Annotated in this window: 12 protein-coding genes; 3 read left to right on the forward strand and 9 right to left on the reverse strand. The window is 46.9% G+C overall.

Annotated features, from left to right (window positions below):
- Nucleotides 1–296 precede the first annotated feature (296 nt).
- Entirely contained in the window at nucleotides 297–1,613 is a 1,317-nt protein-coding gene (xylA, locus tag ABTV53_RS23940; RefSeq protein ID WP_036606941.1) for a xylose isomerase, read from the reverse strand.
- Between the two features lie 198 nt (nucleotides 1,614–1,811).
- Between xylA and ABTV53_RS23945 the strand changes: the two genes are divergently transcribed.
- Complete coding sequence (locus ABTV53_RS23945; RefSeq protein WP_433747230.1) at nucleotides 1,812–2,978, forward strand: ROK family protein; 1,167 nt, start codon at nucleotides 1,812–1,814, stop codon at nucleotides 2,976–2,978.
- Nucleotides 2,979–3,125: 147 nt separating this feature from the next.
- On the forward strand, nucleotides 3,126–3,323 hold the full coding sequence (locus ABTV53_RS23950; protein WP_017692236.1) for a hypothetical protein: 198 nt from the start codon (nucleotides 3,126–3,128) through the stop codon (nucleotides 3,321–3,323).
- Between the two features lie 138 nt (nucleotides 3,324–3,461).
- Here ABTV53_RS23950 and ABTV53_RS23955 read toward each other — a convergent pair whose 3' ends face one another.
- Both ABTV53_RS23955 and trxB read right to left on the reverse strand, forming a co-directional pair.
- Nucleotides 3,462–3,692, reverse strand: a complete 231-nt coding sequence (locus ABTV53_RS23955; RefSeq protein ID WP_036668031.1) for a glutaredoxin family protein — start codon at nucleotides 3,690–3,692, stop codon at nucleotides 3,462–3,464.
- Between the two features lie 62 nt (nucleotides 3,693–3,754).
- Complete coding sequence (trxB, locus tag ABTV53_RS23960; protein ID WP_036668032.1) at nucleotides 3,755–4,696, reverse strand: thioredoxin-disulfide reductase; 942 nt, start codon at nucleotides 4,694–4,696, stop codon at nucleotides 3,755–3,757.
- A 255-nt stretch (nucleotides 4,697–4,951) separates the two neighbouring features.
- On the opposite strand from trxB, the gene ABTV53_RS23965 reads away from it, so the two are divergent.
- On the forward strand, nucleotides 4,952–5,683 hold the full coding sequence (locus ABTV53_RS23965; RefSeq protein WP_237178227.1) for a ZIP family metal transporter: 732 nt from the start codon (nucleotides 4,952–4,954) through the stop codon (nucleotides 5,681–5,683).
- 125 nt (nucleotides 5,684–5,808) lie between these two features.
- Here the strand turns inward: ABTV53_RS23965 and ABTV53_RS23970 are convergent, their stop codons facing one another.
- The 6 genes from ABTV53_RS23970 to kdpA form a co-directional block, all read right to left on the reverse strand.
- On the reverse strand, nucleotides 5,809–6,618 hold the full coding sequence (locus tag ABTV53_RS23970) for an alpha/beta fold hydrolase (protein WP_433747234.1): 810 nt from the start codon (nucleotides 6,616–6,618) through the stop codon (nucleotides 5,809–5,811).
- Nucleotides 6,619–6,751: 133 nt separating this feature from the next.
- Nucleotides 6,752–8,767 carry a heavy metal translocating P-type ATPase gene (locus ABTV53_RS23975; RefSeq protein WP_433747236.1) on the reverse strand — a complete coding sequence of 672 codons (2,016 nt, stop codon included), beginning with the start codon at nucleotides 8,765–8,767 and terminating at the stop codon, nucleotides 6,752–6,754.
- Nucleotides 8,768–9,062: 295 nt separating this feature from the next.
- A complete protein-coding gene (locus ABTV53_RS23980) occupies nucleotides 9,063–11,414 on the reverse strand; it encodes a histidine kinase (RefSeq protein ID WP_433747239.1) in 2,352 nt (783 codons plus the stop codon).
- A gap of 66 nt (nucleotides 11,415–11,480) precedes the next feature.
- Entirely contained in the window at nucleotides 11,481–12,053 is a 573-nt protein-coding gene (gene kdpC / locus ABTV53_RS23985; RefSeq protein ID WP_433747242.1) for a potassium-transporting ATPase subunit KdpC, read from the reverse strand.
- A 15-nt stretch (nucleotides 12,054–12,068) separates the two neighbouring features.
- Complete coding sequence (kdpB, locus tag ABTV53_RS23990; protein WP_433747244.1) at nucleotides 12,069–14,096, reverse strand: potassium-transporting ATPase subunit KdpB; 2,028 nt, start codon at nucleotides 14,094–14,096, stop codon at nucleotides 12,069–12,071.
- A 24-nt stretch (nucleotides 14,097–14,120) separates the two neighbouring features.
- Complete coding sequence (gene kdpA / locus ABTV53_RS23995) at nucleotides 14,121–15,788, reverse strand: potassium-transporting ATPase subunit KdpA (RefSeq protein ID WP_433754335.1); 1,668 nt, start codon at nucleotides 15,786–15,788, stop codon at nucleotides 14,121–14,123.
- Between the last annotated feature and the right edge of the window lie 19 nt (nucleotides 15,789–15,807).

The following is a 15,807-nucleotide window of genomic DNA, read 5'->3' on the forward strand; positions in this document are numbered from 1 at the left end:
TTAGCAAGGGTGAAATCCGGGGATAAATGCGACCGCTTCGCTTCCTCGGGTCCTTTCTGCTCACTCCGTTCTGCATGCACCATCTTATATCAGCAATTTAAAAACCGCGTTGTATGTTTCATCAAAAAACCGCCCCCGTCTTCCCAGGGGAAAGTCGGGGACGGTCCGAATGTCATGCTTATTCAGGCGTTCCGTGGTACAAGCTAATCTTGTGGATAGGCTGGCTTGGATATAATGTCCAACCACATATGAGCAACCATCGGTGGTCGACGTGACCAACCCTGCCTAATCCACTATTAGTCAGCCAGGATGTACTGGTTGAGCTGTGCTCTCAGCAATTCCTGACGTCCGGATTGGTTTTTGCGTGGGCTTTCATTGTTCAGCGCATACTCGGCAAGGGAAGCCAGTGTTGCTTTACCTGCAACCACATCTGCACCAATGCCTTCGCTGAAGCTGCTGTAACGTTTTTCGATGAAGTCATCGAATACGCGATCTTCAATCAATTTTGCTGCTACTTTCAGACCTTTCGCATACGTATCCATACCTGCGATGTGTGCCAGGAACAGATCGTCTGCTTCGAAAGAACCACGACGTACTTTCGCGTCAAAGTTCACTCCACCACGGCCGATACCGCCGTTTTTCAATACTTCATACATCGTCAATGTCGCATCGTACATATCAACCGGGAACTCATCCGTATCCCAACCGATCAGCATATCGCCTTGGTTTGCATCGAGGGAACCGAGCATGCCGTTTGTACGAGCAACACGAATTTCGTGATCAAATGTATGACCAGCCAGTGTAGCATGGTTCGCTTCCAGGTTGAGTTTGAAGTGTTTGTCCAAACCGTATTTTTGCAAGAATGCAATGGAAGTTGCTGCATCATAATCATATTGGTGTTTCGTTGGCTCTTTTGGTTTAGGCTCGATCAGGAATTGTGCATCAAAGCCAATTTCCTTCGCGTAATCTACAGCCATGTGGAACATACGAGCAATGTTGTCTTGCTCCAGTTGCATGTCTGTGTTCAGCAATGTGTCGTAACCTTCACGGCCGCCCCAGAATACATAGTTTTCAGCGCCCAGACGTTTACCCACTTCCAGACCTTTTTTGATCTGTGCTGCAGCGTGAGCATACACGTCTGCGTTGCACGTGGAAGCTGCACCAAACATGAAACGTGGGTTCGAGAACATGTTCGCCGTGTTCCAGAGCAGCTTTTTGCCGCTGGATTTCATATGATCTTCAATCAGATCAACGATTGTATCAATGTTACTGTAGAACTCGCGCAGGTTGTTGCCTTCTGGTGCGATGTCCACATCGTGGAAACAGAAGAACGGGAGATTCATTTTTTCCAAAAATTCAAATGCCGCTTCCACGCGTACTTTCGCGAGGTCCAGACCCGAGTATTTATCCCACGAACGAACAGCTGTCTCCGCACCAAACGGGTCACTCCCGCCTGCAGTTAATGTATGCCAGTAAGCCATGCCGAAACGGAAATGTTCTTCCATCGATTTGCCGGCTACCACTTCTTCCGGATTATAATGTTTAAAAGCAAAAGGGTTCTTGGAATCTTTACCTTCGAATGCAATTTTATTAACGGATTCAAAATAGGCCATGTGTAAAATGCCTCCTCAATAGTTTTAAGAAATCGTTTACACCGTTATCCTATCACATCGGATTTACTTTGTCTATTGGTTAAACAAAGTAAAATAAAATTGTTTTTTACATGTTTGTTTACGCTATAATAGTCGAATAACTTGTTTCGGATGTGGGTCAGAACCCTTTTATCAGAAGAATAGGAGTGCCTTAACCATATGAAAATTACCGGAGACCAGATGCTGGTCAAAAAAATAAACAAATCGATCGTTCTGGATACGATCCGGCGCCATGCCCCTCTATCTCGCGCGCGAGTGTCCGAGGTTACAGGGCTGAACAAAGCAACGGTATCCAACCTGGTTGCTGATCTAATCAGTGATGACCTGGTGCAGGAGATTGGCCCTGGTGAATCCAGTGGCGGACGCAAACCACTCATGCTGCTGTTTCGAGGCACATCAGGCTATGCGGTCGGTCTGGAACTCAGTGTGACCCATTTGAAAGGCGTGCTTACAGATCTGGAAGGACACATCATTACAGAGTACGCAGTGACCTTGGAACATCATGACGTGTCCTCTGTAATGGAGCAATTGAAATCGGCAGCCAAACAGCTCATTGAAGCAGCCCCTGCTTCCCCTCACGGTGTCATTGGCATCGGTATCGGCGTGCCCGGCATGGTGGATGAGGCAGGAACGGTCCTGTTTGCACCCAACCTGGGGTGGGAGAAGGTAGCTCTGCGCTCCATGCTTGAAGAAGAATTCGAACTGCCTGTAACCATCGATAATGAAGCCAATGCTGGTGCTCATGGAGAGTTGAATTTTGGGGCAGGTATCGGTGTCCGTCACATGATCTACATCAGTGCAGGCATGGGAATTGGTTCAGGCATTATGGTAGATGGTGAATTATACAAAGGCGCGTGGGGCTACGCTGGAGAAACAGGCCACATGTCCATTGAAGCGGAAGGTCTGCCCTGCTCCTGTGGCAATCGTGGTTGCTGGGAGTTATACGCATCGGAAAAAGCCTACGAGCACCCGGATCATCAGCTAAATTTACCTGCTCATACCACACGCGAGCTTATTCATTATGCGGAGCAAGGCCACGATGCTGTTCAGAAATTATACAACACGATTGGACGCAAACTGGGGATTGGCATTACCAATATCGTTAACAGTTTCAACCCGGAACGTATTATCATTGGTGGTCCGCTCTCTGAAGCAGGTCCATGGATCGAAACGGCGTTAAAACAGGTTGTGGAGGAACGTACGTTGCCTTATCATCGTCGCAGTTTGCAGATTGAATGGGCAGCTCTGGGCAGCCGTTCCACCCGCGTTGGTGCCGCTTACTCTGCAATTTCCCAGTTTCTAGGGAAAATCAGGGTATCTGTCTAATAACAGACGAAAATTGACATCATTTTGCCCCATTTCCTCCCTTTTTGTTAAAGAAATCCAGATGTATAATGGGATTATGTGATTTTTGTCATGGCTGTGTGAATATAGCTGTGTTAATTCCGATAATGAAACGGAGTGAAAAAAAGCGTGACCTACGTGGATACTTCAGATATCTCGGCGCAAATGTTTGTCACCGTCCTCCTGTTCCTGATTGTGCTTGCGCCCCTGTTCAGCCTTGGCATACTCCGATTGTTCCAGAGCAAAAAGAAGGCTGGTTTCATGTACATGCTGTCAGGACTGCTGGTGTATGTTGTATTTCAGACTTTCATGAGTATTTTTTTCTAGAGCATATTCTGTGTTTGCACAAAAAACCGTACCCTTCCGGGTACGGTTCTTTCTATATCCTAACGGCTCGCGAAAACCGGAATTGCATATGAATCGAAACGTTCTTCAACACATTATGTTCCAGATCATCAGCGGAATTTAAGCGTCCAATGCTTTGGCGAATTGGGTTTTGTTCATACCCAGAATGCGGTGTTCACCAATGACAGTCAATGGCACGGCACGTACTCCCATGTCCCATACTTGTTGTGCAAACTCATCGCTAGTTTCGATGTTGCGCTCTTCATAAGAGATACCTTTGTCAGCCAGGAATGTTTTTACGGATTTGCAGTTCGGGCAGTTCGTCGATGTATATACAATTACGTTTTCCATGTTTAATTCACCTCATATGGTTTTATATTAATCTATAGTTTGGTTGAAAACAGCTCATTCTATTACAGAACAACAGCGCTGTGTTCCAAGCTTTCAATGTATTTCTCTGTGTCCATGGCAGCCATACATCCGCTGCCTGCAGCTGTAATAGCTTGTTTGTAGCGTGTATCCTGAACGTCACCACATGCGAATACGCCAGGGATGTTTGTCTCGGATGTACCTGGTGTAGTCAGGATATAACCATGTTCGTCCGTAGTGATCTGTCCGCCAAGGAAACCAGTGTTTGGTGTGTGACCGATGGCTACGAATACGCCGCTTGCCGGAATCACTTCTTCTTCACCTGTTTCGTTGTTCAACACTTTCAGTCCGGTTACCCCGTTGTCGCCAGCAAGTACTTCGAGTGGTGTACGGTTCAAAGCCATTTCTACTTTTTCGTTGCTGCGTGCACGATCCTGCATGATTTTGGAGCCACGCAGTTCTTCACGACGGTGTACCAGCGTTACTTTGGAACCGAAACGGGACAGGAAGCTTGCTTCCTCCAGAGCAGAGTCACCACCGCCGATCACGATGATTTCTTTGTTACGGAAGAAGAATCCATCACATGTTGCACATGTGCTGACACCGCGGCCCACATTTGTTTCTTCGCCAGGAATACCCAGGTATTTAGCAGATGCGCCTGTAGACAGGATCAATGTTTCCGATACGAGTTCACCCATACCTTCAACTTGAATCTTGAATGGACGCTCGCTCATGTCGATGTTGTTCACCCAGCCTGTGCGGAATTCAGCACCGAAGCGCTCGGCTTGTTTACGCATGTTGTCCATCAGTTCAGGACCCATAATTCCATCAGGGAAACCTGGGAAGTTCTCCACTTCAGTCGTTGTTGTCAGTTGGCCACCAGGTTGTGGTCCTTCAATAACGAGTGGGTTCAAGTTGGCACGTGCCAGATAGATTGCTGCTGTCAGCCCTGCAGGGCCTGTTCCAATAATAATTGATTTATACATGTATAGTTCCTCCCCCGGGTTCTGCAAAAAGGTTAGGCCCTCCGGCATCAAAAGCTTAGGCTTTTGCATACACTAGAACGAAAAGCCTAGATCATGTCCACAAGACTGACTGTGAAATGACAATGGCCCTATGCAGAAACGGAATTCTAATTTATAATCATTCTAATCTGTTGTTCATTATGATCTCTTTTATGTACGGTGTCAATGCTCGGCAGCGATTATGAAGAAGTCTTCATCAGGAGGGAAAATGGAAGCATGAACGATGCACTCATTGGCAGTTTTATATCAGCCATGTCTACTGGCCTAGGGGCCGTACCGATTCTATTTATGCGCAAAATATCGCACCGTCTGCGTGATATCTTGCTGGCATACGCCGCAGGTATTATGACCTCGGCCTCCGTGTATAACCTCATTCCGGAAGCGCTTGGCCAATCCAATCTCTTTGTACTCGCATTTGGTATTATGCTTGGTAGCCTGGTTCTACTGGTGCTGGAGATGAAGATTCCACACGTCGATCTGGAGAATCCCGAGAAAATGCCTTTTAAAATTGAAACCAAAGCTTTCATGATTATTGCAGCCATCACCATGCATAACCTGCCGGAAGGGTTATCCGTTGGAGTCAGCTATGCAAGCTCGGATGAGAGCCTGGGCAATCTCATTGCCTTCTCCATCGGATTGCAGAATGCGCCGGAAGGATTCCTGGTGGCCCTTTTCTTAGTAAATCAGAACATTGGCCGCTTCAAAGCGCTGGGTATTGCCACCCTGACCGGAGCGGTAGAGATTATTACAGCTATGATTGGTTACACATTAAGCAGTCTCGTAGCCGGCCTTGTCCCTTATGGTTTGGCATTTGCAGCCGGTGCGATGATGTTCATTGTTTATAAGGAACTCATTCCTGAGAGTCACGGTGACGGTAATGCACGTGTAGCGACTATGTCCTTTTTACTCGGACTCATCACAATGATCGGTCTGACCGAACTGTTCTGATTGTTGAACATAAAGAACCCGAGCGAACAGTCCAAGACTGTCGACCGGGTTCTTTGTTTAGCCACAAATGAAGATTCCATGAAATTACTGGGATCGTCTGTCAGCGGTATTGCGCCCTCTCCTGATCAGGATTGGATGAAACGAATCAGTTCCGAATTGAATTTTTCCAATTCATCATAGAATGCACCATGACCGCTCTCTTCAAAAGCAATCAGTTGGGACGAGGCGATACCTTGGTGCATCTGCTCGGCGAATTCAAACGGACAGATCTCATCCTTTTTCCCGTGCAAAATGGCTGTCGGCACCTGAATCGAACTCAGTTCACCTCGCAAGTCCTCATCCCGCAACGCAATTGCACTGCGAATGGTACCATAAGATGAAGCTTCCATGCCGAGGGCGTGGAACCAATCCATGAACGGCTGGCTGTGTTTCTTCGCGAAGAACATGCCGCCAAACGTCTCCAGCAACTTCGGACGATCTGCAAAGATGGGCTCAATAATCTGCTCGTTCAGCTGCTCTGGGGTCAATCCATACGGATAACCTTCGCGCTGTGTGAACACAGGGGCTGCCGCAGATAACAAGGCCAGTTTGGAGACACCATGTCCCTTATGGCGGGCCATGTAATGAACTGCGATCGCTCCACCCATGGAGAACCCTGCGAGTACTGCATCTTTCAGCTCCAGCTCATCGATAACGGCACGAACATCGTCTGCCATGCGATCATAATCATATCCTGTGGAAGGCTTATCCGATAATCCATATCCTCTAAAATCTATTGCGATGGCACGAATGCCATGGTTCGGAAGTACGTTCAATTGGTATTCAAACATTTTATAATTAACAGGCCAGCCGTGCAAAAAGACAACCGGGGTGCCTTCGCCGATATCTTCAACATATACTTTTACATTTGGTTCCACTTGTACATAACGTCCCATATTTCACAGCTCCCTTTATCCTCGAATCGTCTCTTCGAATCATTACCCGCTGACCCAAGGTTCAAACGTAAGGAGTTCAACCAGCCGCATACTACCAGCGAAACCAATTAGCCATTTTCCTCTCCAAATCTCATTACCGTAGCAGCCTGAGCCCATTCAGAATAACCAGTATTGTACTGCCTTCATGACCTACCACACCCAAAGGCAATGCGACATCCTGGAGGAAGTTACCCGCAATTAAGGCCAGAATAACGGTGATGGCAAAACACATATTCTGCTTCACCGTACGCTGAGCTCGACGAGCCTGCCCAATCACCCAAGCAATCTCTTCAATGTTATCGTTCATCAGTACCGCATCAGCGACCTCCAGTGCAGTCCCGCTCCCGGACAATCCCATCCCCATACCCACAGTAGCTGCTGCAAGTGCCGGTGCATCATTGACGCCATCTCCCACCATTAACACAGGACCATACTGTTTGCGGAGTGCTTGGACCTGCTTCACTTTATCTTCAGGCAGCAAATCTGCATAGACCATGCTTACTCCTGTTTCACGGGCAATTACAGAAGCGGATCTGGCTCGATCTCCTGTTAACATGGCAACTTTTACACCCATCGCTTCAAGCTTTCTCACTGCAGCTGCTGCCTGTGGCCGTACCGTGTCACGCATCGCGATCAGCCCGACTAATTCACCATCAGCCATAACAACGGATACGGTTTTCCCCTCCCCCTCAAGACGGGAGCGCACATCGTCCCATTCGGAAGATACCTTCACATGGTTAACACCCTGTTTATCTGAACCATCATCGTTACCGTCCTTCATCTTCTCTGACTCCACCGATTCCATTACATTTGTTTTGCCAATGCTCCAGACCACATCGTTTACCGTTCCTTCAATGCCCCAGCCTGTCAGGGCCTGTACGTGCTCCGCTTCCTGAAGAGTAATGTTCTCCTTGTTCGCCTGATCTACGATGGCACGAGCCAAGGGATGCATGGAGATGTTCTCAATTGCTGCTACCGCAGCTAACAGCTCGTTACGATCTACATGTTCAGCCGTAATAATATCGGTGACTTGCGGGGTACCCATGGTCAATGTACCTGTTTTGTCAAAAGCCACGACTCGCGTACGAGCCATATTCTCCATGTGGGCCCCTCCCTTGAAGAGAATGCCTCGGCGGGCGCTGCTGGACATCGCGGACAGCATGACAGGCATGATCGAAGACACCAGTGCACAAGGCGAAGCAACAACCAGAAATACCATTGCTTTATAAAATGCCTCGTTCCATGTCCAGCCAAGCAGCAGTGGAGTTCCTGCAATCACAAGTAAAGTCACCCCTACAACAATCCGTGCGTATATTCCTTCGAACCGCTCCATAAAGCGCTGGGAATCCGGCACTTCTGCCTGAGCTTCTTCCACCATTTTAATGATTTTGCCGAACAGTGACCCTTCAGCCGATTTGGTTACCTGTACATATAAGGCGCCCTCCCCATTTACCGTACCTGCATAGACTTCATCCCCCGCAACTTTGTCCACAGGCAGGGATTCTCCAGTGATGGACGACTGATTGATAAAAGAACTTCCCCGGTACACCACACCATCTGCCGGGATGAGTTCTCCCGGTTTCACCAACAGCAAGTCACCCGGCTGCAGATCATCAATAGCCACAAGATTCATCTGTCCATCCTCAATCCGCAATGCAGTCTCCGGCTTCAGCGCGAGCAACGATGAGATATCCTTATGACTGCGCTCTGTCGCATAACTTTCCAATGCACCACTGAGTGCAAAAATAAAGATCAGCATCGCGCCTTCATTCCAGTAACCGATGGCTGCTGCCCCAAGAGATGCGGCAATCATCAGCAGATTTACATCCAGATCACGGTCCTTGACCAGTGTCTCGATGCCTTCCTTCGCTTTGGTCCAACCGCCCACGGCATACGCCACAATGTAGAGCATGATGGATAAGGTACCAAAATAAGGTGCAGTTCCCCAGGCAATCAGCATCAACAGCCCGCTGCCCAATGCAGATTGCATCTCTTTATTCTGCACCATGGCTCGAAAATCAGGCTTCTTGCCCCGATTGGGGCCGGGTGTTTGGGACGAGCGTTGTTCTGCTTGGTTCTGTCTGTGTAGAGGTTGATGTATCGCTTGCATATAAATCACGTTCCTTTCGAATGGTAGGTTTGCGAATCGTGAGTGGAGTGTGCTCAAGTTCCGCATCCATAGATGAAGTTGTATTGAGAATGAGAGCCATTGTTAATGCCCTAAAAATGACACATGCTGCTGCGGGAATCCCGCAGCAGCATGGTTTTGTGAATGGTTTTGCAATAATCTCGAATGAGAATGATAATCATTTTTGTACTTATGCAATTATTTTTACCCAATACAACTTTCGCTTTATTATATGCCTGTGCCCTGTATTTGTAAATGGGTATTTCCGAGCAGTTCATTACCCTTCTGCACGAGGCGGAAGAGTATCTCGTTTAATATGAGGGTCGTAGTTAGCGACGATAAGAATATCCATATGTCTTGCAGTGCGCAGTAATTTTTTGATCATTGGAGATCCCCCAAAACGTTTCCATACGGGACGGTCACACTGACCAATAATAAGCTGGGTAGCATGATATTCATTTGCTCTGCCTACAAGGACATCTGCAAGATTATTCGAGCGATCGTGCGATACAACTTCAAAGCTCCCCCCAAGACGCAGCACCAGGCTTTCCAGACTCTCTTTTTTCTTCATTTCCTCGTCATTCATCACTTCCCGATGATGTACATATGTCACGATCCATTGTGCCTTGAGACGAAAAGCCGTTCTAAAGCCTCGTCGGATTAGCCGCTCTGCATTGGAGCTCAATTTGACACATACGAATATGACCTCCTGTTTGTTCCATGGTCCACGCAGTGAACTTCTCCGCTCCCCTACTTCCAAACGATCATCCACATCGTCGGCAATTTCTCGGAGAGCCAATTCTCTTAGAGCAATTAAATTTCCGATTTTAAAAAAATTCCCCAGCGCCTGATCTATTTTTTCCCGGGCATATATCCTCCCTTCCTTCATTCGGGTTTGTAACGCCTGTGGTGCCACATCGATAAGCTCAACCTCGTCCGCAAGACGAAGAATCGAGTCTGGAACGGTTTCTCTGACACGAACTCCTGTAATTTGCTCCACTGCATCATTTAAACTTTCCAAATGCTGAACATTAACGGTAGAAATCACTGAAATTCCGGCATCCAGAATTTCAAGAACATCCTCGTATCTCTTTCTATTTTTACTCCCAGGCACGTTCGTATGTGCCAATTCGTCGACAAGAACCAGTTCAGGGTTTCGCCTAATGATGGCTTCGGTATCCATTTCCTCAAGTTCTGTGTGTGAGTATCGCCTTTTCGCACGTTCAACTATGGGTAGACGATCTACCTGTTGTAAGGTTTCTGATCTTCCATGAGTTTCCAGGAGGCCTACTACAACATCAATGCTCTTCTTTAAGAGATGATTGCCCTCTCGCAGCATGGTGTAAGTTTTACCGACTCCGGGTGCGGCACCAATCAGAACCTTGAACCTTCCTCTCCTAATTCGTCCAATTTTTTCATTCACCTCACGTGAGTCTAATCGTTGATATAATGGGTTTGTTTTTGTACTGGTCATTCTGGCAGGCAGAATACGTTCCCCATGATACTCTGCCTGATCAGCAACCATAAAAATGTCCATATTTTTGGACTTGCTCAAAATGTCATTAACAACGGAGCCATGCAAGAACTCCTGCGCGCGCGATTGCCTGGAATGGCCCAGCATGATTCGAGTAACATTACGTTCAAGCGCGTACGGTACAAGCCGGTCTGCTAATCTTCTTCTTGAATGAAGTGGCAATTCCTCGAATGTTGCATCCACCTTTTCAACAAGCTTAACTAGCGATTGCTTGAAGGCTAATTGCTCTTTTGTAAGAGAGTTCTTCTTGCTAGTAAAGTTAACGACAAGAAGCTCGCCATTTAATCGTTTGGCTACCTGTTGTCCGCGCCTCACATAGATGGAACTGTTCCAATGATATTGTGTCAACACCAAAATACGCTCTGCCACTCCCGAAGGTCCTAGCATCCCCATTTGCTCACGGTGCTTCTCCAGTGAATCATTTACTCCTTCTGCTACAAGCCTGAGTGCCAACTCCCGCAGCACGCCCAAGCTCCCCCGTTTAAACAGTGACGCATTCCTGTCGTTGCGAACATGACCTTCCGAGAAGCGTTGTAATAGAGTTTCCGGGGTAACATCAATTAATCGGATTTCGTCAGCAAGCTCCAATGTATCCATTTTGACCGTTTCTTCGACCTCAATGCCCATGTACTTCTGTGCTAGTTCCCTTACCCCTTCCAATTCATATACATTTACCGTTGTCATTACACTGATTCCATGACTCAGCAAGAAATGGATGTCCTCTAACCTTGTCTGACGCTCCGCACCTGGCCGATTCCTGTGAGCCAAGCCATCCACAAGGATTACCTCCGGATTTCTCTGAATCAAAGACGCAATATCCAGATCCTTTTTTTCCACTCCACTACTGATCCAATGAATACTCGGGACCCGCTCCAGCAGACCCATCTGTTCAACCGTCTCCGGTCGCTGTAAAGTAGACACTGCACAAATTACGACATCAACTCCTTGCTGCTGGAGCGCTGTTCCTTCCCGCAACATGTGGTAGGTTTTGCCCGAGCCACTTACAGCCCCAATAAAAATTTTAAACCGTCCCTGATGCAGTTTGGAAATAGATAATAATATTTCTTCAGGACTTTTCCTTTTGAAGTTTTCCACTTTTCTTCTCCCCCCTCTTTATACAAAAAGACCCGGCAAGAATATCCTGCCGGCCTTAGGCTCTGATTAATTCCGTCCCTCTGTCTTTTGTACATCAAGGTTCAGAAGCAGAACATTGACTACGGGTTCTCCAAATATACCTAACTCTCTGGTTTTTGTATGTTTTACTACTAATTTATGGAGCTGCTCTTCCGATATCCCGGTACTTCTACTAATTCGCGGAATTTGAGCTTCTGCAGCCTCCATACTGATGTGCGGATCAAGCCCAGAGCCTGAATTTGTAATCAAGTCAATTGGCAGGTTTGAAATCGGAACATCCGGGTTTTGCAATTTCCAGTCTTCCACTGCTTTTTTTGTTCGATCCAGCAGATCCGGATTGGAAACAGCATAGTTGGGAGAGCCAGAAGAATCCGCATTATATTCGATGCTGGAGACCCGTCCATGAAAGTAGCCCGGATCGGTAAAGTTTTGTCCGATGAGTTCAGAGCCGATAACCTCATGATTATCATTATAAATCAAACTTCCATTCGCCTTATCTGGCATAACTGCCTGGGCGATTCCTGTTACAACAAATTGATACATTAGAATGATAAACATTAATATCAAACTTGTTCTTAATGTAACCGTGACTGTTTTCACTTCGCATTATCCTCTCTATACCCAGAATTGGACCAGCAAGTCGATTAGCTTGATTCCTACAAAGGGAATAACTACACCGCCCAGGCCATAAATAACCAGATTACGGCTTAACAACTTGGACGAACTCATCGGCTTGTACGCGACCCCTTTCATTGCTAACGGAATGAGAAGAGGAATAATAATGGCATTAAAAATCAACGCCGACAGGATGGCTGAAAGCGGTGAATGCAGTCTCATCACGTTCAGTACATCCATTTCAGGAATCGCCACCATAAACATGGCCGGAATGATTGCGAAATATTTAGCGATATCATTCGCTATACTGAACGTGGTCAATGCTCCCCGTGTCATTAGCAACTGCTTGCCAATCGATACCACTTCAATAATTTTGGATGGATCGGAGTCCAGGTCCACCATGTTAGCCGCTTCTTTGGCAGCAACCGTACCGCTGTTCATCGCAATCCCGACATCCGCTTGGGCGAGTGCAGGTGCATCATTTGTACCGTCTCCCGTCATCGCCACCAATTTTCCTTCTGCCTGTTCACGGCGAATTACGGCAATTTTATCCTCTGGCTTGCTTTCGGCAATGAAATCATCCACACCAGCTTCTGCTGCAATGGTTGCAGCAGTCAGCGGATTATCACCCGTACACATAATCGTTTTTATTCCCATTTTTCGCATTTGCTCGAAACGTTCCCGCATCCCGGGTTTTACCGTATCCTTCAGATAAATCAGACCAAATATCGATTGATTGACGGCTACCGCAAGGGGCGTACCTCCTGCCAAACCCACGGCATCGCTTTTTCCCTGCAAATCGACAGGTATTTCACCGCCCTGAGCAGCCACCCATTGTTTCACTGCGTCAACAGACCCTTTGCGAATCTGGTGTCCATCCGACAGATCAATGCCGCTCATTCGTGTCTCTGCCTTAAACTCTATGAACTTCGCACCATCTGCGATGGATTCCTGATAGGAAAGATTCTGCTTCTTGAGAAGCTCCAGCACGGATCTTCCTTCCGGTGTTTCATCCTGAACCGAGCTTAGAGCAGCCCAAGCGGCGACATCCTGCAAGCTTTGGTTTCCAACCGGGATAAATTCGCTAGCCATACGGTTTCCATAGGTGATCGTTCCGGTTTTATCTAATATAATCGTATTGATGTCTCCGGATGCTTCTACTGCCTTACCGGACATTGCCAATACATTAAACTGGGTAACCCGGTCCATTCCTGCAATGCCGATTGCCGATAACAATCCCCCGATCGTCGTTGGAATCAAACAAACCAACAAAGCAATCAAAACAGGAATCTCAAGCCGAATATTCAGATAGTTAGCGAAAAATGGGAGCGTAATGACCACAATCAAGAAAATAATGGTCAGACTAACCAGTATTGTATTTAGGGCAATTTCGTTCGGTGTTTTTTGACGTTTGGCCCCCTCTACCAAAGAAATCATCTGATCCAAAAAAGATTCGCCTGGATCACTCGTGATGCGAATTTTGATCTGGTCACTGATTACTTTGGTTCCCCCGGTTACAGAGCTAAAGTCTCCTCCAGCCTCTTTAATCACCGGTGCAGATTCACCCGTGATTGCAGATTCATCGACCGAAGCCAAGCCCTCAATCACTTCCCCGTCACCCGGAATCATTTCCCCTTGAGCTACAACAACGACATCACCTTTACGTAGTTCAGTGGAAGGAACTTGTTTCATAGTGCTGCCGCTCAACCTATTCGCTGTAATTTCCCTTTTTGACTTTTTTAGTGAATCTGCTTGCGCCTTGCCTCTTCCTTCGGCTAATGCCTCAGCAAAGTTAGCAAACAATAGGGTGAACAACAGGATCAATGCTACAGCAAGGTTAAATCCTGCAGATACCTGTCCACCAAATGCATCAGGCATTAGGACAAGTAATAACGTAATGATAAAACCAACCTCGACGACAAACATGATTGGATTTCGCAACATCATTTGAGGATTCAGTTTGATAAAAGACTGCTTGATTGCCTGAGTGACAATATCTTTATTTAATACACTTTTTTTTGTATTCATCTCTTTTCCTCCATCCGTGACCTTCTAAGGTTTCAGCGTTAAAAATTCAGCAATCGGACCGAGCGCAAGCGCCGGGAAGAATGTCAGGGCTCCTACAATCAGCACTGCCCCCAGGAATACGGCACCAAACAATGCATGATCCGTACGAAATGTGCCTGCCGTTTCCGGAACGCTTTTCTTGACCGCTAACGAGCCTGCTACGGCAAGCATCGTAATCAACGGAATATATCGGCCGAGGAACATAACAATGCCAGTGCATATATTCCAGAATGGAGTCGCATCCCCCAGTCCTTCAAAACCAGAACCGTTGTTAGCCGCAGCCGAAGTGAATTCGTACAGTACTTGTGTCAGCCCATGAAAGCCTGGATTGGATATGGTATCCTCCTGAGTGAAAAGAGCCAAGGCGGCAGGTAACAGAATAAGTAATGGATTAATAATCAGCGTAATCGCAATAAGCTTCATTTCTTTACCTTCCATTTTTTTACCAAGAAACTCTGGTGTGCGTCCTACCATTAAACCGGATAGAAATACGGCAATCATTGCGTACATAAGCACATTGACAAATCCCGCTCCAACACCGCCAAAGATCGTATTCAACATCATATTTCCGATCGTAATCATACCGCCTACAGGCGTCAGCGTGTCATGCATCGTATTAACTGCGCCTGTCTCTGAAGCGGTAGTTACTACGGAGTACAGAGAGGACTGGGCAACGCCAAACCGGGCCTCTTTCCCCTCCATTGAACCCTGCTGATGCTGAATGCCAAGTGCATTAATTGCCGGGTTGCCGACATATTCACTGAATAGAGAAATTCCTAGAAAAACGATAAACATCATTGCCATGGAAACAAATAATACCCGACCCTGTTTTCTGTTCCCGACCATCTTGCCGTATGTAAAAGGCAGAGACGTTCCCAGTAGTAACATGAGCAAAATTTGTAACAAGTTGCTGAGCCCACCTGGATTCTCGAAAGGATGGGCAGAGTTGACCCCGAAAAATCCACCCCCATTGTTTCCCAATTGTTTAATCGTCAGGAAGGAGGCCACAGGCCCACGGGCGATCTCCTGTTTCACACCTTCGAGCGTTGTTGCAAAAGCCGCTGGCTCCAGGGTTTGCGGTACGCCTAACGCAACAAAAACAAAAGCCATTACAAAAGAGATCGGCAAAAGAATACGCGTAATTCCCCGTATCATATCTACAAAGAAGTTTCCCAGAGGTTTACCCGCCAACCCGCGAATAAAAGCAATAGCTACCGCTAACGCTGATGCAGGAGCAGTAAACATCATAAACAGGATCGCCAGCATCTGCGACAAATAAGACAGTCCACTTTCCCCGCTGTAATGTTGAAGATTGGTATTGGTCATAAAGCTGATTGCCGTATTAAAAGCAAGTGTAGGCTCCATCGAGGGAATCCCGCCTGGATTCAATGGCAGCACACCCTGAAATCTAAAAATCAGATAGACAAGCAAAATCATCACTGAGTTACTGAGTACTACAAACCCGGCGTATCTCTTCCAGGTCTGGTTCTCTTTGCTTATTCCCCCAATCGCATAAATTGGTCTTTCCAGCCATCCAAACCAGCGATCAAGTCTCGTTTTCTCATAACTGAATGCTTGCGCAATGTAATGCCCCGTAGGGCGGGCCAGCAATAGAGAGAGCAATAATGTTATTGTAATTGCAATTAAAGAAATTAAGGTCACTTGTATCCCT

This window comes from Paenibacillus amylolyticus (genome assembly GCF_050990605.1).
Taxonomy (GTDB): domain Bacteria; phylum Bacillota; class Bacilli; order Paenibacillales; family Paenibacillaceae; genus Paenibacillus; species Paenibacillus amylolyticus_H.